A 21582-nucleotide genomic window follows, 5' to 3' on the forward strand; every position below is an offset into this window, starting at 1 on the left:
AACCATGTCCAAACGAGTCACCATCACCCAGGTCGCCGCGGCCGCAGGCGTGTCCATCAAGACTGTGTCGAACGTGCTGAATGATACGGGGAATATGCGCCCTCAGACGCGCGCTCGCGTGCGCCGGGTGATGGATGAGCTCGGATATCAGGTGAATCTCGCCGCGCGGACTATGCGTACGGGCGCGACGAAGCTGCTGGGCCTCGGCATCGCGGACTTTTCGCAGCCGTTTAGCGCGTATTTGACGGATAATATCATTCAAGCGGCACGCGCTCGCGGCTATGGTGTGGTGACGAGCACGTACGGCTTCCATCATCAGAGTGCGGAGAGCATTCTGCCGGAGACGCATAAGCTGCCTGCGGATGGCTGGATTTTCTTTTTGGGAGACCGCGCTGCGGAAGATTCGCCAATTTTCTCTCAGTCGTACCCGGTCGTCTTCGCGTCAGAATTTGACGCCTTCGGGAAAGTGGACAGCGTGACCATGCCGAGCTACGAGATGACGAAGGATGTGGTGACTCGTCTCATTCGTTCCGGCAAGCAGCGCATCGCCTTTGCGGGAGCACCTCTGCGCTCCGAGGACGAATCCGAGTCAGACTATCTCGCGCGCATCGACGCCTCGTGCTTTGGTACAGTGGATATGCGCACGAAGGGATACTGTGATGCGCTTCGGGAAAACGGGCGGACAGTAGATACCCGCGTTATTCGTGACTGCATGTTCATAGATCATAAGAATGGCGCCGAGCTCGCCGCGCACCTTCTCGAAGACATCGACGCGGGGCATCTCGAACTGCCTGACGCTATCGTCTGCGCGAATGACGCAGTCGCTTTCGGCGTCATTCACGCGCTCGCCTCACGCGGAGTGCGCATTCCTGAAGACGTGGCCATCGTAGGTTTTGATAATGTCCCTGAAGCCCAGTACTCGAACCCTACGCTCACCACCATTAATCCGCATGTGGATGACTTTGCGCGCGCAGCAGTGGACTTTCTCATCGAGCGCATCGAAGGGTATAAAGGGCCTGTGCGCAGGTACTCGACCACATGTGACCTGCAGATACGCCAGTCCGCACTACTGGAGCTGTAAGGCATAAAAAGATGGCTGAGCCTTTCCAGACTCAGCCATTTTTCTTTACTCGCGCTACTCGCCCTACTCGCGCACGAGCTGAATGTAGTTCTTATAATCCTTCCGGCGCGAACGGCGGTACAGGACGAAGCGATGCCCTATGGTCTGCACCACAGCAGCGCCCGTATTCTCCGCGAGCTCAGCCGCCGCTTCCTTCGCAGTGAGCAGGGAACCTTCCTGAAGCTGGCCCTTAATGAGCTCATGATCATTCAGCAGGTCATTCGTCTGCGCGAGAACCGTCTCCGTGATGTTATTCTTCCCTATGAGCAGGAGCGGGCTGAGCTGATGAGCCATACCGCGCAACTGCTTAATCTGCGGTTTCGTTAAATCTACCATACCTCTTATCTTACGGTATGAGCCGTACCGGGAAATTGACGGTCATCCACGCTAAACTAAGCCCTGTGAAAACTACGAGAGAGACGAGAAACGCGGGCCTTCTGCGTACGAAATCCATAGAATCCGCACTTGAGCAGACCCATGCCGAGGGCAGGTCGCTCAAGCGCGAACTCGGCGTGTGGGATCTGGCCACGATGGCTGTGGCGGTGGCCGTGGGAGCGGGCATCTTTTCCATCGGCGCGCAGACCATCGCCTTCCACGCGGGGCCGGCGGCTATCATCAGCTTCCTCATCGCGGGCGCGGTATGCACGGGTGTGGCGCTGTGTTATGCGGAGTTTGCATCCATGGTTCCGGCGGCGGGATCAGCGTACACCTTCACGTATACCACGCTCGGCGAATTCGTGGCGTGGATCATCGGCTGGGATCTTATCCTCGAGATGCTCATGGCCGGCTCGGTCGTCGCGAAGTACTGGGGCGTGTACCTCGGGGACTTCTTGCGGCTCGTGGGACTGCCAGTGAGCACGAGCGTGCGGCTCGGAGGCTCGGGTGGTCTAACCGTGGACCTCGCGCCGTTCGTGGTCGTGGCCTTCTTTACCGTCCTGCTCATCCTCGGTACGAAGCTGTCGAGCCGCGTGGATTCGGTGCTGACCGTCATTAAAGTGGGCGTGGTCCTCTTCATCATCGTCGTGGGCTTCTTCTACTTTAATCCGGGACATTTCGTGCCGTTTATTCCAGACGCGACGAGCGCTCAGACTGCGGGTGCTGCGGCTGATGCGGGTGCTGCAGGAGCAGGCGCGGTATCCTCGGCCCTCGTCACCCTCGAGCAACCCCTGTTCCAATGGCTCTCCGGCGCCCCAGCCACCATGTATGGCGTGGCCGGCATCTTCTCGGGTACCGCTCTCGTCTTCTTCGCCTTCCTCGGATTTGATGTAGTGGCCACGGCCTCGGAAGAGGCGAAAGATCCGAAGCGCACTATTCCGCGCGGCATTACGCTGGGCCTCGGCATCGTCATCGCGCTGTACATTCTCGTGGCCATCGTCACATCCGGCATGGTCTCGTATAAGGATCTCGCGAAGCAAGCGAGCCCGTCCCTGTCCACGGCCTTCGAGCTCGTGGGGGCGAACTGGGCTGCCACCATCATTTCCTTCGGCATCGTCATAGGCCTGACTACCGTAGTCATGGTACTGCTTCTGGGCCTGACCCGCGTCATCTTCGCCATGAGCCGCGACGGCCTGCTGCCTCACGGCCTCTCGAAGACGAACGCGCGCGGCATTCCGGTGGGTCTTCAGCTCGCCGTCGGCGCCGGGATAGCGGTCATCGCTTCCACGCTGGACGTGGGGATTCTCGCGGATATGGTGAACATCGGTACGCTTTCGGCATTCGTCCTCGTCTGCGTGGGCGTGCCCATCATGCGCCGGCGTCGCCCGGACCTCGACCGCGCTTTCCGCGTTCCGGGCAGTCCGTGGCTGCCCGTGCTGATAGCCTGCGCCTGCCTGTTCGTTATGGTCAATCTTTCCGTCCTCACCTGGATTCGCTTCCTCGTGTGGCTGGCCGCAGGCATAGTCCTCTACTTCGCCTACTCATACCGGCATTCGAAGCTGAACTAGGCGAGGAGCTGTGTGATGGGCCGTGGAATGAGCGGCCCATCACACGTAGAGACATTTAATATCCACGTTTTCTGTCGAAACTATGGACGAGTTCGAGAAGTTCAGCTGGTACGGTAACGACGTCTATAGTGTCGCCGTCAGTATCGAAGAACTCCACATCAAACGCTTCGGTGTAATCCGACACTATTGCTCCTCGTGTTCCAAGGCGGATACCATCAAAATCTTTGAGCAATTTCACGGAATCGTATTCTTTCATATTAGCCACCTCGCTTTAGATAGAGAGCATATATACAAATCCTACCACCACTGCATAAATAACCACCTGGTGTCCGAGGTAGATGGCCAGGGAATGACGCCCCATCCATTCGAGTCCTCGGCCGAGAGGGGTGGGGGCGTGGTGGGAGAAAATTGGCAGGAAGGATGAAGAGCAGCGGTACGCGCACAGGCCGGCCAGCATGACGAAGACGTGCGGCACGAGCGGGTAGTAGTCTGAGGAGACGAAGCCGGCGGGCGGGAAGCCGAGCAGGGCGGTGAAGGAGTTTGCGTACAGCCAGGACTGAGCGCCGCCGGACTGCACGTCATGGAAGACGACGAACGCGGCCAGGCTCAGCACTCCGAGCAGAGCCATCCACGCCGGATGCAGCGTGCGCGTCCACGCGTGGACGAGGGCGAGCAGAAGCATGCCGAAGCCGATGAGCGTGAGCACGCCGAAACGTACAGGCTCGTCCGCAATGGCTAGAAATGTGACGAGGGAGATGACTTCTCCGAGCGCGATGAGCTCTACGCCACGACGCAGGGGGTAGCGGCCGAGCGGGAAGCAGAAGCCGGCGAGGAAGATGAAGGTGAAGCCTATGGCCTGCTGCCACGTGTGGATGGCGGGGGTGAACAGGAGGGCGGGAGTGAGGGCTCCTGCGCTGTTCTGGGGTATGGTCTGCGGAACAGTCTGAACTACGTCCCAGAGCGTGTGGTAGGCGATCATATTCACGAGGGCGAAGCCGCGCAGGGCGTCGAGAAGGTGGTAGCGCATGGGGTGTGGGGTGCTTTCGGTGTGGGGTGTGGGGTGGGTGTGTGAGGGACTGGGCTACGCTGACTGATTTTTGTGACTTTTTTGCGAGTTATTCCATTTTCCTCGATGAGGAAGGCTCAAAGTGGAATAACTCGCAAAAAAGAGCCACGTCGTCGTCTGCACTTACAGCAGTGCCGCTTCCCATTCGGCCACTTTAAACCCCACAGCCACGAAGTTCCCCTCGGCATCCAGTATGAGAGGACGCTTGCACAGCATACCGTCGGTGCTCAGCAGATCGATGGCCTTCGTCTGGACCTCAGCCGGACTCAGCGTCTTCTCCCAGTCATCCAGCTGAGCCTTCACATTCTGAGAGCGGTACGCCATGCCCGACGTGTTAAAGAATCGGCGGATGCTCAGACCGCTGGTAGGAATCCAGCGCGAGAGCTCATCTGACGAAGGATTCTCCTCGATGATGCTACGCCAGTGATACTCGATGCCGTGCTCATCCAGCCAGGCGAGAGCCTTCGCACAGGTGGAGCAGCGTGGATGGCACAGAACAGTAAGAGGAGCGGAAGCAGTCATGGGACATCATCCTTTCGAGGAAAAGAAAATTTATGCAAACACAGTCTGGATAAGAACCATATACAGGATAGTCCCCACAGCCATACTCACCAGCATATTCCGCCAGCGCAGATGCACAGCGACAAGCGCCGCCAGCGAAATCAGCTCAGGGGCACCATACGGAGCGCTGAGTACAGGAGTGGAACGCAGCGAGTACACGACGAGCATACCCATCACCGCCAGAGGCAGCGCCTTGCCTAGGTAGAGAATAAACGGGGGAACGGGCTTATTCTCCGGGAAAACGAGGAACGGCAGGAAGCGCGTGCACATCGTGCCGAGAGCGGCTGCGGCTATCATCAGCAGGCTCTGGAGAAGAGTCATGGTCATGAGAGGAGGTCCTTCGAAGAAGAGGAAGAATTGGCAGAAGAAGCAGAAGACGCAGAACGCCGCCAGTACAGGACGCTGAAGATGGCGAGCATCCCCAGCATGGTCGGAATGAGGAAGGCGTTCGGGCCGAAGACGAGCAGGCAGCCGAGCGATACGAGCACGCCGATGGCCGCGGACGAATGACGGCGCGTCTTCAGCCATTCGTCGAGGAAGATGGTCACGAACATGGCCGTGAGCACGAAATCGATACCGCGCGTGCTGAACGGTAGACTCGCGCCGATGAGCGAGCCGAACAGCGAACTGAGTACCCAGTAGCCGTGGCTGAAGAAGGTGACGAAAAAGTATACCCACCCGCGGCTCGCACCTCGCGCAGCGTCGCGCTCGCTGATCTCGAGCGAGGAATTAACCGCAAAGGTCTCATCGGTCAGACCGAAAATGAGATACCACTTTTTCGGGCCGGTGCCGCGGTATTTCGTGAGCATCGCGAGGCCGTAAAAAAGAAAGCGCGCGTTCACCATGAGTGCCATGAGGAAGGCGAGAAGCGGGTTAAAGACGCTGAGCAGAAGGTCTACCGTGACGAATTCGAGCGATCCGGCGAAGATAACCGTGGCCATGAGCGCGGTATACCAGTGCGGGAAGCCTTTCGACTCCATGAGCAGGCCGTACGACAGTCCGAGGAAAAACCACGCGAAAGCGATGGGCAGAGTAAGCGGAAACGCCGCGCGGGCACTGCTCAGGATAGATGTGCGCGTGTCGTGTCTCGGTATATGGTCGCTTTTTTCTGTCAATTTCTCCTCATCTTTCAGTCTGTCTCTGCTGGCGGTGTGGGCGACACGCCGGAAAAGGTCGGGAAAATTCCGAAAATATACGGCGTGTCGCGGGCGTTTTCTATGCCGTCACTATCTTAGCGGGAGGTGGGTAAGTGGGGGGGGGTATTAGTAGAATAGCGTACTAGGAAGTTGGGTACATTCTGCTAATGATTTAGCGGTTAACCATATACAGCATAACTAAAAAATATAAACTTACAGAGGTTCAAAGAGGAAGAAGAGAGAGGACCGATATGAGTGTACGAAAAGCGTACACAAAAATAGTGCTATCCATACTCGCTGTGCTCTGCTTTATATTTAGCTCAGGAGCTATCAGCGCTGTAGGAGGAACTACGCGTGCTTATGCAGATGATGCCGTGGCGAATACGACGCACACGGTGAATTTCTGGCGTAACAGGAATACGGCAGATGAATATAAAGTCACGTGTGTGATTCAGTCTGGGCAGTTTATACCTGGTGTGGGCCAGGGCACTGACGTAGCCACGTACGCGCCGCTTGGTAAAGATGACGCAGGAAAGGATACATACTGCGTTCAGCCGAATGTGTGGGGTCCGAACTTCGGACGAAAGGATGCACTCGAGATTTTCGGCATGGTCCTCGGCGGAAGCCGTTTTAGCGCATGGAATACAGCGCGAGATGGCTCTGGCACGTATTACCGCGGCCAGCAGGTGCTCACGGATAGTGATTCGGCGGAGATAGATCTTTACGAGCAGTGGGCGAGCGCTCAGAGCTTGCTGGATGGAGCCAAAGATTTCGCGACGCAGAAGCCACAGGTGTGGATAGAGAATAGTCTCGACCATCAGACGGATGCCACGGCGCTGAATGTGTGGCAGGCGGGCTCTTTACACTACCGTGCGACGCTGGACTTTAGCCAGAACCGGAATACGCTGTCCACGCTGTGGGGGCGTATCGACCGTGTAACCGATTATAAGGGCTTTATTAAGGCGAAGATAGACTCGAAGTATACGTTCGACAAGCCGCTTGACATCGTGTTCGCATCCACATGGCTCGTGCCGAATCAAGAAGAAATGCAGAAGGCTGTATATTCTGGTGTGACTGTCACTCAGGTGGATGTGACGAATACTCTCGATGGTAAGCCAGAAAAAGCCTGGAAGTTTACCTATCCTGCTTCCTATGTGGGTCAGGAGACGCAGACTATAAATGTGAACGGTACAGACCGCACGTTTAATGTCATTAATATTCCTGTGACCATGATCTCGAAGGCTGAGATGTATAAGCTCAGCTTCGATGACTTCATGCGCCCTATGGAACTGAGCGTGGCGGATGACTATGCACGTGGTCTGAATGCTGTGATTAGTGAAGAGCAGTATAATGCCATAGCGGTGAGCGACGACCCGTACCTGCGTGTGGGTGGCGAGATAGACATGGAGATTAATGGTAACTCCGTGCGTAACGATCCGAATGATACGACGAACGCATATACCCATTACAGTAACCAGAATCCACAGGCGAACTGGCAGGTAGCGCGTCTCTTCCCATCCTCGCAGCTGGATGTAGCTCTCTATGACATCCAGACAGGAGAAAAGCTTACCGCTGCTAGCCCTATCACGAATACCGTGACGAATGCGGCACCTCAGGGGGACTCCGCACTCTACGGTCCGAAGGGTGCTGCTATGAGTCAGAATGCTGGTGGAGGGTATTCTGTAGCGGGAGACCAGAGCGCGTCTACGTTCTGGCGCTCGCGCGGTCGTTCGAAGCAGCCAGTCTATACGAGCGCGGATCCGAATGATCCTTTTAATACTGCGGATACGTGGAAGGTGACTCCTCCAGACATTCCTGGATACATGTATGTGAAGGCTATGCTTCCATCCACGCAGCCGACGAGTACGACGGGCGTATCCGAAAGCTTCGTCCCATGCCCTACCTCGGGCGCAGGATGCCGCGATGCTTCGGAGGCAGATCTGGAAGGCTCCTATGACTTCCGTACTCCGCAGGAACGCACACTCTTCTATGCGCGCCTTGGTTCCATAGGAACGAAGGTGTGGATAGATGCGAATCGCGATGGTGTGTACCAGGATGGTGAAACCGTCGTCCCAGATACGAAGGTGGAGCTGCTCTATCCAGATGGAACTCCAGCGCTGAATACTTCTGGCCAGCCTATTACGGCGACGACGGATGCTCAGGGGAACTATGAGCTGACGAACATCATTCCGAATGAATTCGCTGGAGCTGGACACGAGACGTACATGGTACGTTTCACGCTACCGAGCGGATACTCGGTGACCCGTATAGGCGATGCGACGACCGGGATAAACAGTACATCTGACCGGCAGGGGTATGTGCGTGACGTGGTCGTGGGGCCTGGCCAGCATAACCCTACAGTGAACCTCGGTATGTATGCATCCACGTCCATCACGGTGACGAAGAAGTGGGATGACCGCGCGAATGTGGCTTCTGAGCGGCCTGAGAGCATTCATGTGAAGCTCATGAATGCTGCCGACGTAGATGCTGAGACGCATACGGCGAAGGATGGTGCGCAGCCTGTGGCAGAAGCTGACATGTCCGCTGCTGCTGATGGAACGTGGTCCCATACGTTCACGGATATTCCTACACATGATGCGAGCGGTGCTCAGCTCTCCTATACGGTTCTCGAAGATCCCGTGGCTGGATATGAGGCCGGGGCGTATTCCGGAGATGCTGCGAGTGGCTTCACCATCACGAATGCGAAGCGTTTCATAGATATTCCTGTGCGGAAGGTGTGGCTGGACGCTCAGGGTGCTGTGGATACTTCGAATACGAATCCTGTGACTGTGGAGCTGTGGAAGAATGGTGTGGCTACGGGCCGGACTGTGGAACTGAATGCTTCGAATAACTTCACCGGGCGCTTTACTAATGTGGCTGTCGATCCTGGCTCGAATGCAGATGAAGTGTACTCTGTGCGCGAATCCGGTGCTAACGGTTCGCTTATCTCTGTGAATGGCGCTCTATATATGGTGGATGATAACGACGGAAAGGTGACGGATGCTGCTGGCGTGACCATCACGAACATGCGGCTCACGACGGATAACCCAGTGACTCCAGATCCAGACCGTCCAGTAGCTGAGCGTCTGAACATTCCTGTACAGAAAGTATGGGATGATCGCGATAACGTAGCTGCTGGTCGTCCTGCGAGCGTGACCGTGCATCTGCTGGCGAATGGTACTGAGGTGGCTAGTACTGAGCTGAATGCTGCTGGCTCCTGGAAGCACGTCTTCGAAAACCAGCCAGTAGTGGATGCTTCTGGTGCGCGCATTACGTATAGCGTGACGGAAGATGCTGTAGCTGGGTATGAATCTCCTTCGTATACTGGGAATGAACGTGACGGCTTTACAGTAACGAATGCGAAGCGTTTCCTGGATATTCCTGTGCGGAAGGTGTGGCTGGATGCTCAGGGTGCTGTGGATGCGTCGAATACGAACCCGGTGACTGTGGAGCTGATGAAGAAAGATACGGCTACGGGCGTGACTGTGGCGACGGGGCAGACTCTCGTACTCAATCCTGCGAATAACTTCACGGGGCGCTTCACGAACGTGCCTGTGGATCCGGGAACGGATGCAGATAAGGTGTACACGGTTCAGGAAGTGGGCGTAACGGATTCTGTTATCTCTGTGGATGGTAAGCAGTATGCCTCTGATGTGCAGGGGAGTGCCATGGCTGCAGATGGTTTTACTGTGAGGAATATGCAGCTCGCCCCGAATACGCCTGTGACACCTGATCCAGACCAGCCTGTGGCTGAGCGTCTGAACATTCCTGTGCAGAAAGTATGGGATGACCGTAATAATGCAGATAAGGCACGTCCAGAAAGTATCACGGTTCATCTTTATGCGAATGGTACCGAGGTAGCTTCTGCTCAGCTGAATGAAGCAGGTGAGTGGAGGAACATCTTCCAGAATCAGCCTGTCGTAGATGCTCGCGGCGAGCGGATTCGCTATGCTGTGGTAGAAGATGCCGTAGAAGGATATAATGCTCCAGAATATGCAGGTAACGAGCGTGATGGCTTCACTGTGACGAATACGAAACCTGCGGGTACGGTCACCGTCCCAGGTGAGCCAGGAGATCCTGAAAATCCGAGAGATACTCCGAAGGATAAGCCAGGTGAGCCAGGAACTACCGTCCCAGTGACGAAGACGCCTTCGTCTCCATCGTCTCGCGCTGCACGTGGTAAGCAGAATCTCGCGAAGACCGGTGCAGAAGTCTCTGTGGCTGTTACGGGTATGGCTTTGTGTGCTGTTCTCGGGGCAGGAGCAGTACTACTGCGAAAGCGTGGAACTGCGTCTAGAGCATAGGGTAGAGAAAGAGAGTCCCAAAGAGCCCACAGAAGGCTAGAGGGGGCGTGGCAGAGAACGTATCTCAGGTTCTTAGCCACGCCTCTTTCGTATGCTGTCATTCAGGTGAGTTCGCGGAGATGATACTAGTTTTAGTACGTCCCCTTAGCCCTTGTACTATAAGGCCTTAAGGATGTTTTAAGCCGCACATAATGGCCTATAACGGCTCATCATTTCGCGCCATGGCTTGTGTATGCGAGTGGAAAGCGCGGGATATACGCGGGATATACGCGGGATATACGAAAGGGGTCTGTGTGGTGTTCACACAGACCCCTGAACTGACGCGTTCCCGCCTCGAGTACTTGCTTGCTTTTTAGTCTTCGTTCGTGCGGCGCATGAGGATCATGCTGCCGCCGAGGACGATGAGTACTGCTGCTGTCGTGGCGAATCCTACGATGTCAGAGCCAGTCTTTGCGAGGCTTGCTCCGGAGGAGGTAGAGACAGCCTTTGCAGAATTCTGAGCGCCGTTATCTGCTGGCACTACGCATCGTGCTACGCCGCTGATGGTGTAGTTGATGGTGACGCTCAGACCGTTTGGATAGGCCTTCGTGCCTGGCTTGTAGGTGACGGTTAGTGGGTACGTGCCGTCCTTGGTGAAGTTAACCTTGCTGGTGTCTATCTTCAGATCAGACTTTTTCCAGGAGATTTCTGCGCCGTCGTCCCCGCGTATATGCGTGATAGCGGCGAGAATCGTCTCATCGGAGTAGACGCATGGGTTTATGGACAGCTTGTTCTTATCCACGTCGATTCCCGCCTGGGACTTCGTCCATTGCGCGTAGAGCTTCACGTCTGCCTTTACATCCGTGAGTTCGGAGCCGAGTGCATGCGCGGTGCCGGACCCGTCAGCCGCGGTATTCCATCCCGAAAGCAGATATCCCTCGCGAGACAGCTCAGTTCCACGAGACAGCTTTACTGTTCCGCTCTTATCTGCGGTATACTGCACCTTTTGAGATGGTACAGTTCCCGTTCCCCTGTTCGCATCGTACGAGACTGTCGCTGCGCACTGTGCTACGCCGCTGAGCGTGTAGTTGACGGTGACACTCAGTCCGTTCGGGTATGCTGGAGTTCCGCGCGTATACGTAACGGTCACCGGATACGTTCCGTCCTTACTGAAGTCCACCTTACTGCTGTCTACCTTCAGGTCAGACTTCTGCCACATCAGCTCGGCGCCGTCGTCCCCGCGTATATGCGAGACGGTGTTCAGGATCGTCTCATCCGAGTAGGTGCATGGATTTTCTTTGGTCAATTTCCCCTCATCCACACCTATCTCCGCCTGAGACTTGGTCCACTGCGCATAGAGCTTCACATCAGCCTTCACACCGGTAAGCTGGGAACCCAGCGCGTGAGTCGTGCCACTTCCATCAGCAGCGGTATTCCAGGAGCTGAGCGTATAGCCTTCGCGAGAAAGCTGCTCGCCGGATGCGAGAGTAGCCTCACCTGGCTTATCATCCGTATACGTGACTTTCTGGGAAGGCACAGTACCCTGACCAGCGTTTGCATCATAGGAGACTGTCGCCGTTTCTTCTGGTGGGCAGGAAGTAGCATTCTGGGCAGTGATGTACAGGCGCGTCTTCGAAGAGGTAGAAAGCTGCGTACGTGAGCCATCTGCATTCGCACTGTAATAGCGGTAGGTGATGGTGTATTTTCCTGGCTTTGAGGTGTCTGGAGCAGATACTTCGTTACCCTGAGCATCGGTGTACGTTATGTCTATGAGCTTCTTCTGCGCATCATTATTGAGCGGATCATTTATCTGAGCGCCATTATATGGGCGAACCCAGCTAATGCCCTGTGCAGGATTAAATGTATCTCCCACAGTCATGCAGATATTCTGTGCAGTGGACAGGTAGTGCCACAGCTCGATGTATGCGAATGGGTGACCAGATTTGATGACGTCAGAGTTCTCAGCACCGCGAATCACCAGAGTCTTAGAATCCGTCGTGTGATACGTATAACGGTCGAGATACCAGCCGTTTGTGGACCAGCCTGTGCCGTCATATGCCTTCTTCACCTTAGCAAGATTAATAGTGTAGTATCCTCCACGAGTATACGCTAGAGTACCATTCGCTATCATGTCCGCTACGTTCATGTACTGTGCAGAGCCAGCATTCTTATAGCTAAAGTCGCTCGCATCGAGTCCGACGATGTTATTCGGAATCTGTGGAACATCAGTAAAGGTATAATCGTAGCTCGTGCTCGGAGATATAGCATTATTCGTCGTATAAACGAAGTCGAGAGTCTTATCCTTCAGTGGCTCGTACTTATCCCAGTATGGGTTGTATGGTGCAGAATCCGTCTTCGCGAAACGCAGTCCGGCGGTAGAGGTACCCCAGTTAGCATATGTTCCCCATGGTGCTATAACCAGAGAGTTACCGATGTTATTAGTCAGTGAAACTGGGCTGCTCGTAGCCTTGAGATCCAGTTCATCAGCATTCGTCAGAGCCAGAGGGATAGTGACAGTAAGCTTCTGACCAGCGGTCAGAGATCCATGCAGATACATGTAGTACACGTTTGGCATGGTCTCGCCGTACTGGGCCTTATACTGTGCGGCCTTCGCATAGCTTCCTGGATTAGACGTATTCGAGTATTCAGTCGCAGCCTGGACAGCGGCAGCATTCGCACCGCTGAAGGTAGGTTCGCCCGTGAACTGTACATGGGGCATTCCAGTGCCCTGGTTTGCTGAAGGAGTCACGATGTCATATTGAAGAATCGGCACATCTTTTTCAGCAGTCAGCTCTATGACGGCATTAAAGTGATAGTATCCATCTGCACCCTTCGTCATCTGGTCGAGATTCAGTACAGAATCTGGGACGGCAGGGCTAGAACTGGAGTAGTTCGAGGTGTAGGTCTGTCCATCGCTACCCTGAGCAGTGAAGTACATGGTATGTTCGAAACTATTCGAGTTATCCGCAGGAATAGATGTAACCGTCTGACGGTTTGGGGTATCTCCGTTCGTCATTACTTCCGTATACGCAGCATGCGCGGGGCTCACAGGCATAAGAGCATTCACTCCTACGAATCCTGCAAGGAGAAGAGCGCATGAGAGTATGACGGACAGCAGGCTTTTACGAGTCCGAGTCATAAGAACTTTTCTTTCTCAAATAAAATTGTCTCTTTCCATAAAAAATTTTAACAGGGGGTCTAACGAAAAGCGTTTGTTTGTTTTGAGGAAGGCGAGTCGTGTCAGAGGATGTGTGCAGACTGGGTGATACTAGTGAAAGTAATGAATATACGCCGCACGGGGAAAGTCTAGGGATAGACTTTCCCCAGTGTGCATAATGAAAGGACGAATGATAAGCGCCCTATCAGTCATAGCCAACTCACCAAAAGTCTTAGCATGCATCACATAGTGGCGAGAAGTAGCACGCTATGTCCTGACACACTCTATTCTACGTGCAGACATAGAATGACAAAGAGCCTCACGCTTGGGACAGTCATCTCAGGCGTGAGGCTCTTTTCTCCTATCAGAAAACATTATTACGTCTTTGTCATCTCCTCGCTTAGGCCAGCACCAGTCACGGGGCACAGTGCCTCTCGCAAACCAAACTTAAGCGATAATGTTAGTCCCTATATGCCAGATGGGGAAAGTACACGAAGCACTTCCCCCATCTTACATAGTAAACAAGGAGGGATGTAGCAATAGACACCCCATCAGTCATAGCCAACTCGCCAAAAGTCTTAGCATGCATTACATAGTGACGAGAAGTAGCACGCTATAATCTGACAAGCTCTATTATACGTGCAGACATAGAAGGGAAGGGCCTCACGCTTGGGACAGTCATCTCAGGCGTGAGGCCCTATTTCCTCGCTGTAGTATTACTTCTTCTTCGCCGGCGCTTCGCCCAGTTCAGAAGCAGTCACGACGACGCTATCCGCATCCTCGCCATCCTGAGCACCATCAGAAGCAGACGCAGCCACGAGCTGAACATCGCCCGTCACACGTCCAGCCTCCCAGATGTCTGCGGCAGCTGCACGGACGGCATCCATGCCTGCTGGAGACAGAGCTAAGGTGGCAGAAAGAATTGGCGTCTTCATGGAGACCTTCGCCTCAGACTTAATCTTACGCAGAGCAGCCAGAGCGCGACCAGCCCAGAGCAGGACGTCTGCATCCGCATCCGCAGCGGCAGCGCGGTACAGGTCCGCGGTCGGCCAGGCGGTGCGGTGGACGGATCCCTCGCCAGCGTGCATCCAGGAGTACACCTCTTCCGTGGCATACGGCAGATACGGAGCGAGCAGACGCGCGAACGCATCCAGTCCCAGGCCCAGCGTCGTGCGCGCAGACAGGACATCCGCCTCAGATGGCTCAGCGCCCGTGGCGTCCGCGGTACCGTACGCGCGGTTCTTCGCCAGCTCGATGTAATCGTCGCAGAACTGCCAGAAGAAGGTCTCTATGGTGTCCAGTGCGCGCGCGTGGTCGTAGTCGTTCAGAGCAGCCGTAGCCGTCTCGACGACGGACGCCAGCTGCGCCATGACCGAGCGGTCCAGAGGATTCACCACATCAGCAGCATTCCACTGCGCTTCAGCAGCCGAACCTACGTGATGGTTCTCGTCCTCGCGGCCGATGGCCAGCGCGAACTTCGTCGCATTCAGCAGCTTAATGGCCAGGCGGCGGCCTATCTTCATCTCGCCTATCTCATAGGCAGCATCCGTGCCGAGGCGAGCCGAAGCAGCCCAGTAGCGCACTGCATCCGCGCCGAACTTCTCGATAGGCTCGGACGGAACGACCACATTACCCTTCGACTTACTCATCTTCTTATGATCAGGGTCGAGAATCCAGCCGGACAGGCCCGTGTGTGCCCATGGCAGCACGCCATTTTCGAGGTGCGCGCGCACCACAGAGCTGAACAGCCACGTGCGGATGATGTCCTGACCCTGCGGACGCAGATCCATAGGGAAGGTGGCCTTAAAGAGTGCTTCGTTCTCCTCGCCCGGCTCAGCCCACTTCGTCACGATCTGTGGGGTGAGAGAGGAGGTAGCCCAGGTATCCATGATGTCCTTTTCGGCTGTGAAGCCGCCAGGCACGTCACGCTGATCCTCAGTGTATCCAGCCGGGGTATCCACGCTCGGATCTACTGGCAGAATGTCTTCTGCAGGAGTCAGCGGGTGCTCGTAGTCCACCTCGCCCGACTCGTCGATAGGGTACCACAGTGGGAATGGGACGCCGAAGAAGCGCTGGCGAGAGATGAGCCAGTCACCACTCAGGCCGTTCACCCAGTTCTCGTAGCGCACGCGCATGAAGTCTGGATGGAAGTCCAGCTCCTTACCGCGCTGAATGAGCTCAGCGTTCAGCGCGCGGTCCGTGCCGCCGTTCGAGAGATACCACTGGCGCGAGGTGACGATCTCCAGAGGCTTGTCGCCCTTCTCGTAGAAGTTCGTCATACGCTTCGTCGGCGTAGGCTCGCCAGCGAGGTCACCAGACTCGCGCAAAGCGTCCACGATGATCTTACGTGCAGAGAAGGTGGTCTTACCCGCTATCTCGTCGAAGAGAGCACGGCCAGACTCGGACTCTATCCACTCTGGAGTGGTGAGCGTAAGGCGGCCGTTTCGCTGGATGATGGACCGCGTAGGCAGCTGCAGGTCGCGCCACCACTGGACGTCCGTCATGTCACCGAAGGTGCAGCACATGGCTATGCCCGCGCCCTTATCCATCTCGGCTGCTGTGTGCGCGATGACTGGCACCTTCACACCGAACAGAGGCGAGTACACGTGCTTTCCGAAGTACTTCTGGTAGCGCTTGTCATCGGGATGCGCGATGAGAGCCACACAGGCTGGCAGCAGCTCTGGGCGCGTGGTCTCGATGTAGAGTGGCTCTGTGCCCTCGGACCCATCCTCGTTTTCGAGGTGGAAGGCCACCTTATGGTAGAAGCCGTCATACTCGCGGCTTTCGAGCTCAGCCTGAGCCACTGCAGTCTGGAAGGTTACGTCCCACAGGCCTGGAGCTTCCTTCTGGTACGCCTGGCCGCGTGCGAGGTTACGCAGGAAGGCCTTCTGTGCCACGCGACGAGGATGCTCGCCGATGGTGTGGTACGTCTGCTTCCAGTCCACCGACAGACCCAGCGTGCGCCACAGCTTTTCGAAGAGCTTTTCGTCTTCGCTCGTCAGGCGTTCGCACAGCTCGATGAAGTTCTGGCGAGACACCGGCACCTGGTCTTTCGCCTGGATCTTCTTACCGTCCGTGCCTTCGAATGGTGGCTTAAAGTCTGGGTCATACTTCAGCGAGGTGTCTACGCGCACGCCGAAGTAGTTCTGCACGCGACGTTCGGTAGGCAGGCCGTTATCATCCCAGCCCATCGGGTAGAACACGTCGAAGCCGTTCATGCGCTTGAAGCGAGCGATGACGTCCGTGTGCGTGTACGAGAAGACGTGGCCCACGTGCAGGCTACCGGAGACGGTAGGAGGTGGGGTGTCTATGGAGTACACGGCCTTACGGTCGCGTGTGCCCTGGAATGCGTACGTTTGCTCGTCTTCCCACGTGGCGCCCCACTTCTCCTCGAGACCCTCGACGCCGGCTTTATCCGGCAGCGCGGTCAGGTGTGCGGACACGCTCAATTCGTGTGCTTGTGCTTCATTAGTCATGCTCACGAGTTTACGTGCCGAACGCGACACGCAGGCGAGAGCTGTGCGGGCTGTGACGCGGACGCGCGGGATGTCGTCTTCTACACTCTGGAAATTTTTGTGAAGATGGCGCGTTTGTAGTCACGTTTGACCGTTTTTTTCGAACGCGTTCGAATAGTCAATCCGCATTATTCCGCCGTTTTCAGCTCATGCCAGATGACCTGACCACGGTCATTCATGACTACAAACTGCCCGTTTTGCGGAAAATTTCTGTAGTGCTCGGCGCAGTACGAGGGATGCTCTTACTTCTTCACGATCCCGCTCAGGCTCACATGGCTATCGGCCAGCTCTCCCGACCCCGGCGCTCCACTCACACCAGCGCGAGCAGCCACGAGAGGCTGCTCTTCATACAGCCACAGTACAGGCGTATCCTCAGCGAGGAAGGAGCCGAGCGTGCGCGCGGCCTCAGCATATGCAGAATCAGTAGGAGCGGCAGCAAGAGCTGCACGGTCCGTCTCGGCGGTATCACTCGAGTACTGGAGGAGATTATTCGGGTCCGCTACGTTACTGACATCATGGCTGTCTGGATAGTCGAGAAGAGCCATGTCGAAGTTTTTCTTTTCCAGCACTTCTGAAGTCCACTGGTCATCTGCTACAGCGCGTACAGTAATGCGTCCTCCCAGCGCGCTCATCTGCTGAGCGAGGAGGTTCGGCAGAGCATCGCCCGCACTTTGTTTATACACGAGCGTCATATTTCGCGCGTATCCGAAGAAGCTGAGGAGCTGACGCGCCTGCTGGATACTGTACGGGTAGGATGCTGTGTAGTCCTCATATCCCGGGTCGAGGCTCGCTATAGGCCCTGCTATAGGCATGGCGCTCACGCCCAGCGTGCTCAGGAGAGTGTTCTTATCGAGCATGGCGCGGTAAGCCTGGCGGATGTGGGTGTCGGAGAAGAGCGAGTCTGCGCTGTTATTCAGTGCGACGGCCCATCGCCGTGTGCTCGCCGTCTGCGTGATGGTGACGTTCTGTAGCTGGCTGAGCTTGGTGCGCGCAGCGACGAGATTCGGCGTGGCAGGGGAGTTCGCTAGAGGAAGAATGAGGTCAATTTTCCCGCTTTCGAGGTCGTTCACTGCCGTGCTCGCATCCGTGTAGGCGGTCATGTGCACGGTAGACGAGCCCTGCACGTCGCCGCGCCACGAGCGAGGATTCACCGTGAGGGTCAGAGACTTTCCTGCTTCGAAATTACTGACTTCGTACGGTCCCGAGCCCACAGAGGTATCCGCTTGAGAATCATAGACCACGCCAGCACGTGTGCTCAGCGACCATAGGAGCGCTGGGTCTGGCTGGGAGAGCGCGAGTGTGACGGTCTCATTCGCTCCATGCACGTTCGTGATGCGTGAAAGGCGTTCGGAGCCCGCATATTTTTTCTGAATAATTTGCTGGAGGGAATAGACCACGTCATCCGCGTTTAATTCATCCCCATTCGAGAAGTGCATACCTGTGCGAAGAGTGAAGGTGTACGTTTTTCCATCCTCAGAGATGGTCCATTTTTCAGCAAGCCCATTCGTATCTGGCACATTTTTTGCATTTCGCCCCACCAAGGTGTCATAGACGTTCCCGAGAAGAGCCTGATCGAGAGCAGCATCTTCAGCACTGGACGCGTGTTTCGTCATATCGACAGAGGCCAGAGGAACAGCAGTAGCCACGTTCAGCGTGGTGCCATTACCTTCGGCAGAGCGTGTTCCTGGAATGTGGATACGCTGAGTCATCACAGCCCATACTCCTGCCACGATAAGGCTGAGTGCCAGGAGCGTGGCGACGAAGATAATGCCAGGGTTTATGCGCTTTTTCTGGGTACTCGAATGCTTCATACGAGCCATTTTACGCTAGGCGGTATAGAGACCGTAGCTCGGGCAGCTTTCGCGTAGCGGGCAGACCTCGCATTTCGGCTTTCGCGCGGTGCAGGTGGAGCGTCCGAAGAGGATGAGACGGTCGGATACATTCTTCCATTCGGAGGGCTCAAAGTACTGTGTCACTTCGTGCTCGATGTGCACGGGATCCGGCTTCGTGGTGCGCCAGTCCGTGCGCCAGCGCAGGCGCTTCGTCAGACGTATGACGTGCGTGTCTACCGGAAAGCCCGGCGCGTTAAACGCGTGCCCGAGGACCACATTCGCTGTTTTACGTCCTACACCCGGGAGTGCGACTAATTCTTCCATAGTGGAGGGAACCTGGCCAGAAAAATTGGCCACTAAAGCAGCAGATATCTCTACCGCATGCTGCGCCTTAACACGGTAAAAGCCTATCGTGTGGATTATCTCAGAGACGACCGCCACGTTCGCGCGGGCCATAGCCTGAGGCGTCGGAAAAAGCGCGAACAGTTCGGGCGTCACCGTATTTACGCGGGCGTCGGTGGTCTGAGCGCTCAGCATCGTGGCGATGAGCAGCTCGAACTCATTACGAAAGTTCAGCCCGGGCTTCGGATCGGGGATCTCATGGCATAAAATCTCGTACTCCGTAGCTATGCGCGCACGGCGCTGAGCGGCGGTCTCACGAGCGGTCATCAGCATCACCTTCCTGAGGAGGGTCGAAACGGTAGCCGACGTTCCTCACCGTGCCGATGACGGACTCAAACTCGACGCCCAGCTTTGCGCGCAGACGGCGCACATGCACGTCTACCGTACGCGTACCGCCATAATAATCATATCCCCACACTTCCTGCAGCAGCTGCGTGCGGGTAAAGGCGCGGCCAGGATGCATGACGAGGTACTTCAGCAGCTCGAACTCTTTATATGCGAGGTCGAGCGGCTCTCCGCGCAGCGTGGCCGTATATCCCACGGTATCCACCTCGAGCGCGCCGCAGGTAATCATGCCTTCCTGAGCCTCGTCTGCAGAGTCGTCCTGCGGGGCAGGGTCTTCGGAGCGGGAGCCGTCAGTGAAATTCGACTGCTTGAGTCCACCGTCAGCGATGACGCGGATGCGCGTCTCCACTTCAGCAGGGCTTGCGGTATTTACTACAAACTCAGCGGCCTGCCACTGGCCATTAAAGGCGAGGCAGCCCCCTTCGCTGAGGATGACGATGAGCGGAAACTGTACGCCCGAAGCCGCGGCCATGGAGCAGAACGTCTTCGCACCTGCTACGTCATCACGTGCGTCGAGGAACGCGATGGTAGTATCCGGAATGCGTACGAGGGAGGAGGTATCTGCGGGCAGGACACGCACACGATGCTGCAGCAGGGCGAGGGCAGGCAGGACGGATGCGGGATCCGTGGCATTCGTGATAAGAGTGAGGTCGCTCATATCTTTCCTTCCTGTGAGCCGTGCGCGGTATTCTGTTCTGCTGATCGGCGAGGTCTGCGGTGTGCAGGTGTACACGTACTATAAATATTAGTCAATAATACTAGTGGTTTAGTACGAACTCGTGTATGCGCGGAGTGTAATCACACATGCCGCACGCATATGCGAGGAGCCTGGAGGGCGAGATGAGTGAGTCCATGAGTAAGTCAGGAATATGGCGGACGGTTCATGTGGCGGTGGCCAGCGCCATCAGTGCTCTGGTTATGCCGCTTCTCGCGCTGACGGTGGCCTTCCTCGGGGACGAATGGTATGAGGCAGGCTTCGAGGACGTGGAGTTCTGGGTGATGGCCGTCATCGTAGTGGTGGCTGTGGGCATCTTCGCTTATCTTTTCCCAGCAGAGCGCTACACGCCTACGCCTCGAGCCTCGCGCATAGCTGCCGTGGCTGCGGCTGCAGCGGGTGGTTTTGCCGGCGTCATGACGTCCACGGCAGAGCACTTCGGTATCGCGCTTTTCCTCATGATGACAGCGCTCATCGCCGGTGGATTCCTCTACGAAATGCTGCGCGAAAAGCGAGAGAACCTCATTCGCTCACTGTCCTTCATCATTTTTATGGGAACGCTGGGGCTGGTGTGCTCGGGATGGATGACCACAAGTCTGGCTGTGGATTATCTCCTACCTCATCCGCGCATTACTGTGGCCGCTGCTATCTTCGTGGTGCTGGGTGTGGTGGCTATTAGCGCGTGTGTGGCGCTGTGGTCGCGCGATGCGCAAACAGAGACGGAGAAAGATTCTGCAGTCAAGAGCGAGGCTGGAGAGGACAGCGAGGGTGTGGTGTACGCTTCGCCGGTCTGGGGATATAGTGGAGTGGCAGCGCTTCTCAGCGGCATCTTCCCCCTGGTCATCGTGCTGATGTTCGGCGTGTGGGAGTCGCTGTAAACGCTCGGACGCGCCGGAGCTCCGGTGCGCACGCGTAGACGAAAAAAAGGACCGCATGCCGTGCTCAGGTGCAGGGCATGCGGTCCTTGTATGGACGCGTAAAACTCGCGACTACTCAGCGTCTGCGAGGCGCTGGCGAGCAGCGACGATTTCTTCCTCGGCCTTCGCTGCAGAAGTCCAGTAGGATCCTGGGAGTACTTCCTTGCCTGGCTCTAGAGCCTTATACTGGTTAAAGAAGTGCTCGATTTCCTTCTTATGGAACTCGTTCACATCGTCGATGTCCTTAATGTCGTCGAAGCGAGGATCTGCTGGAACGCACAGAACCTTATCATCTCCACCGGCTTCGTCGACCATGTGGTACAGGCCTACGGCGCGGCACTCGACCACGCAGCCTGGGAAGACAGAGTTCGGAATCATGACGAGAGCGTCGAGTGGGTCACCATCTTCGCCCAGAGTGTTCTCGATGTAACCGTAATCATCTGGGTAGCCCATGGAGGTGAACAGTGTGCGGTCCAGCTTAATGCGACCAGTCTCGTGGTCCACTTCGTACTTGTTCTTCGATCCGCGTGGGATCTCCACCAGAACATCAAATGTTTCTGCCATATTTTTCTCCTCTACAGAGATGTGAC

The 21582-nt window shown here is 56.1% G+C and carries 16 protein-coding genes; 4 read left to right on the forward strand and 12 right to left on the reverse strand.

Annotated elements, in window-relative coordinates; genetic code table 11:
* Positions 1-4: 4 nt before the first annotated feature.
* On the forward strand, positions 5-1081 hold the full coding sequence (locus ALMA_RS01635; protein ID WP_094726097.1) for a LacI family DNA-binding transcriptional regulator: 1077 nt from the start codon (positions 5-7) through the stop codon (positions 1079-1081).
* Between the two features lie 63 nt (positions 1082-1144).
* Here the strand turns inward: ALMA_RS01635 and ALMA_RS01640 are convergent, their stop codons facing one another.
* Entirely contained in the window at positions 1145-1456 is a 312-nt protein-coding gene (locus ALMA_RS01640) for a YhbY family RNA-binding protein (RefSeq protein WP_086106729.1), read from the reverse strand.
* Positions 1457-1521: 65 nt separating this feature from the next.
* Here ALMA_RS01640 and ALMA_RS01645 point away from each other — a divergent pair, with 65 nt between their 5' ends.
* Positions 1522-3063, forward strand: a complete 1542-nt coding sequence (locus ALMA_RS01645) for an amino acid permease (protein ID WP_244568816.1) — start codon at positions 1522-1524, stop codon at positions 3061-3063.
* Positions 3064-3118: 55 nt separating this feature from the next.
* On the opposite strand, the gene ALMA_RS01650 is transcribed toward ALMA_RS01645, so the two are convergent.
* The 5 genes from ALMA_RS01650 to ALMA_RS01670 form a co-directional block, all read right to left on the reverse strand.
* Positions 3119-3319, reverse strand: a complete 201-nt coding sequence (locus ALMA_RS01650) for a DUF4926 domain-containing protein (RefSeq protein WP_094726099.1) — start codon at positions 3317-3319, stop codon at positions 3119-3121.
* A 15-nt stretch (positions 3320-3334) separates the two neighbouring features.
* Positions 3335-4090: a heparan-alpha-glucosaminide N-acetyltransferase domain-containing protein gene (locus tag ALMA_RS01655; protein WP_094726100.1), complete on the reverse strand. Its 756-nt coding sequence runs from the start codon at positions 4088-4090 to the stop codon at positions 3335-3337.
* Positions 4091-4252: 162 nt separating this feature from the next.
* Positions 4253-4651: an arsenate reductase family protein gene (locus ALMA_RS01660; protein WP_094726101.1), complete on the reverse strand. Its 399-nt coding sequence runs from the start codon at positions 4649-4651 to the stop codon at positions 4253-4255.
* A gap of 30 nt (positions 4652-4681) precedes the next feature.
* Positions 4682-5017 (reverse strand): branched-chain amino acid transporter permease, encoded by a 336-nt coding sequence (locus ALMA_RS01665; protein WP_094726102.1) that lies wholly within the window; start codon positions 5015-5017, stop codon positions 4682-4684.
* Complete coding sequence (locus ALMA_RS01670) at positions 5014-5805, reverse strand: AzlC family ABC transporter permease (RefSeq protein WP_244568817.1); 792 nt, start codon at positions 5803-5805, stop codon at positions 5014-5016. The genes ALMA_RS01665 and ALMA_RS01670 overlap by 4 nt, the downstream gene beginning before the upstream one ends.
* Before the next feature lie 320 nt (positions 5806-6125).
* On the opposite strand from ALMA_RS01670, the gene ALMA_RS01675 reads away from it, so the two are divergent.
* Complete coding sequence (locus ALMA_RS01675; RefSeq protein WP_158520627.1) at positions 6126-10130, forward strand: Cna B-type domain-containing protein; 4005 nt, start codon at positions 6126-6128, stop codon at positions 10128-10130.
* Positions 10131-10482: 352 nt separating this feature from the next.
* Here the strand turns inward: ALMA_RS01675 and ALMA_RS01680 are convergent, their stop codons facing one another.
* The 5 genes from ALMA_RS01680 to ALMA_RS01700 all read right to left on the reverse strand — a co-directional run bounded on the left by ALMA_RS01680 (position 10483) and on the right by ALMA_RS01700 (position 20018).
* The gene (locus ALMA_RS01680) at positions 10483-13248 is read right to left on the reverse strand and encodes an InlB B-repeat-containing protein (protein ID WP_094726104.1); all 2766 of its coding nucleotides are present in this window, start codon (positions 13246-13248) and stop codon (positions 10483-10485) included.
* 734 nt (positions 13249-13982) lie between these two features.
* Positions 13983-16742, reverse strand: a complete 2760-nt coding sequence (gene valS / locus ALMA_RS01685; protein ID WP_094726105.1) for a valine--tRNA ligase — start codon at positions 16740-16742, stop codon at positions 13983-13985.
* 281 nt (positions 16743-17023) lie between these two features.
* Positions 17024-18592, reverse strand: coding sequence for an ABC transporter substrate-binding protein (locus tag ALMA_RS01690; protein WP_158520628.1), 1569 nt, complete (start codon positions 18590-18592; stop codon positions 17024-17026).
* Positions 18593-18607: 15 nt separating this feature from the next.
* Positions 18608-19282, reverse strand: coding sequence for an endonuclease III (gene nth, locus ALMA_RS01695; RefSeq protein ID WP_169712295.1), 675 nt, complete (start codon positions 19280-19282; stop codon positions 18608-18610).
* Positions 19269-20018 carry a winged helix-turn-helix domain-containing protein gene (locus ALMA_RS01700; protein WP_094726108.1) on the reverse strand — a complete coding sequence of 250 codons (750 nt, stop codon included), beginning with the start codon at positions 20016-20018 and terminating at the stop codon, positions 19269-19271. Before ALMA_RS01700 ends, nth begins: the two co-directional genes overlap by 14 nt.
* Positions 20019-20212: 194 nt before the next feature.
* On the opposite strand from ALMA_RS01700, the gene ALMA_RS01705 reads away from it, so the two are divergent.
* Positions 20213-20953, forward strand: a complete 741-nt coding sequence (locus tag ALMA_RS01705) for a hypothetical protein (protein ID WP_148140232.1) — start codon at positions 20213-20215, stop codon at positions 20951-20953.
* A 111-nt stretch (positions 20954-21064) separates the two neighbouring features.
* Here ALMA_RS01705 and ALMA_RS01710 read toward each other — a convergent pair whose 3' ends face one another.
* A complete protein-coding gene (locus ALMA_RS01710) occupies positions 21065-21556 on the reverse strand; it encodes an inorganic diphosphatase (protein ID WP_086106773.1) in 492 nt (163 codons plus the stop codon).
* Positions 21557-21582 lie beyond the last annotated feature (26 nt).

The sequence above is a fragment of the Alloscardovia macacae genome (assembly GCF_002259705.1).
Taxonomy (GTDB): Bacteria; Actinomycetota; Actinomycetes; order Actinomycetales; family Bifidobacteriaceae; genus Alloscardovia; species Alloscardovia macacae.

Coding starts and splice junctions, on each gene's coding strand:
- ALMA_RS01635 (WP_094726097.1), top strand. CDS start 5: ATGTCCAAACGAGTCACCATCACCCAGGTCGCCGCGGCCGCAGGCGTG.
- ALMA_RS01655 (WP_094726100.1), bottom strand. CDS start 4,090: ATGCGCTACCACCTTCTCGACGCCCTGCGCGGCTTCGCCCTCGTGAAT.
- ALMA_RS01650 (WP_094726099.1), bottom strand. CDS start 3,319: ATGAAAGAATACGATTCCGTGAAATTGCTCAAAGATTTTGATGGTATC.
- ALMA_RS01705 (WP_148140232.1), top strand. CDS start 20,213: ATGAGTAAGTCAGGAATATGGCGGACGGTTCATGTGGCGGTGGCCAGC.
- ALMA_RS01640 (WP_086106729.1), bottom strand. CDS start 1,456: ATGGTAGATTTAACGAAACCGCAGATTAAGCAGTTGCGCGGTATGGCT.
- ALMA_RS01680 (WP_094726104.1), bottom strand. CDS start 13,248: ATGACTCGGACTCGTAAAAGCCTGCTGTCCGTCATACTCTCATGCGCT.
- valS (WP_094726105.1), bottom strand. CDS start 16,742: ATGACTAATGAAGCACAAGCACACGAATTGAGCGTGTCCGCACACCTG.
- ALMA_RS01690 (WP_158520628.1), bottom strand. CDS start 18,592: ATGAAGCATTCGAGTACCCAGAAAAAGCGCATAAACCCTGGCATTATC.
- ALMA_RS01660 (WP_094726101.1), bottom strand. CDS start 4,651: ATGACTGCTTCCGCTCCTCTTACTGTTCTGTGCCATCCACGCTGCTCC.
- ALMA_RS01700 (WP_094726108.1), bottom strand. CDS start 20,018: ATGAGCGACCTCACTCTTATCACGAATGCCACGGATCCCGCATCCGTC.
- nth (WP_169712295.1), bottom strand. CDS start 19,282: ATGACCGCTCGTGAGACCGCCGCTCAGCGCCGTGCGCGCATAGCTACG.
- ALMA_RS01710 (WP_086106773.1), bottom strand. CDS start 21,556: ATGGCAGAAACATTTGATGTTCTGGTGGAGATCCCACGCGGATCGAAG.
- ALMA_RS01665 (WP_094726102.1), bottom strand. CDS start 5,017: ATGACCATGACTCTTCTCCAGAGCCTGCTGATGATAGCCGCAGCCGCT.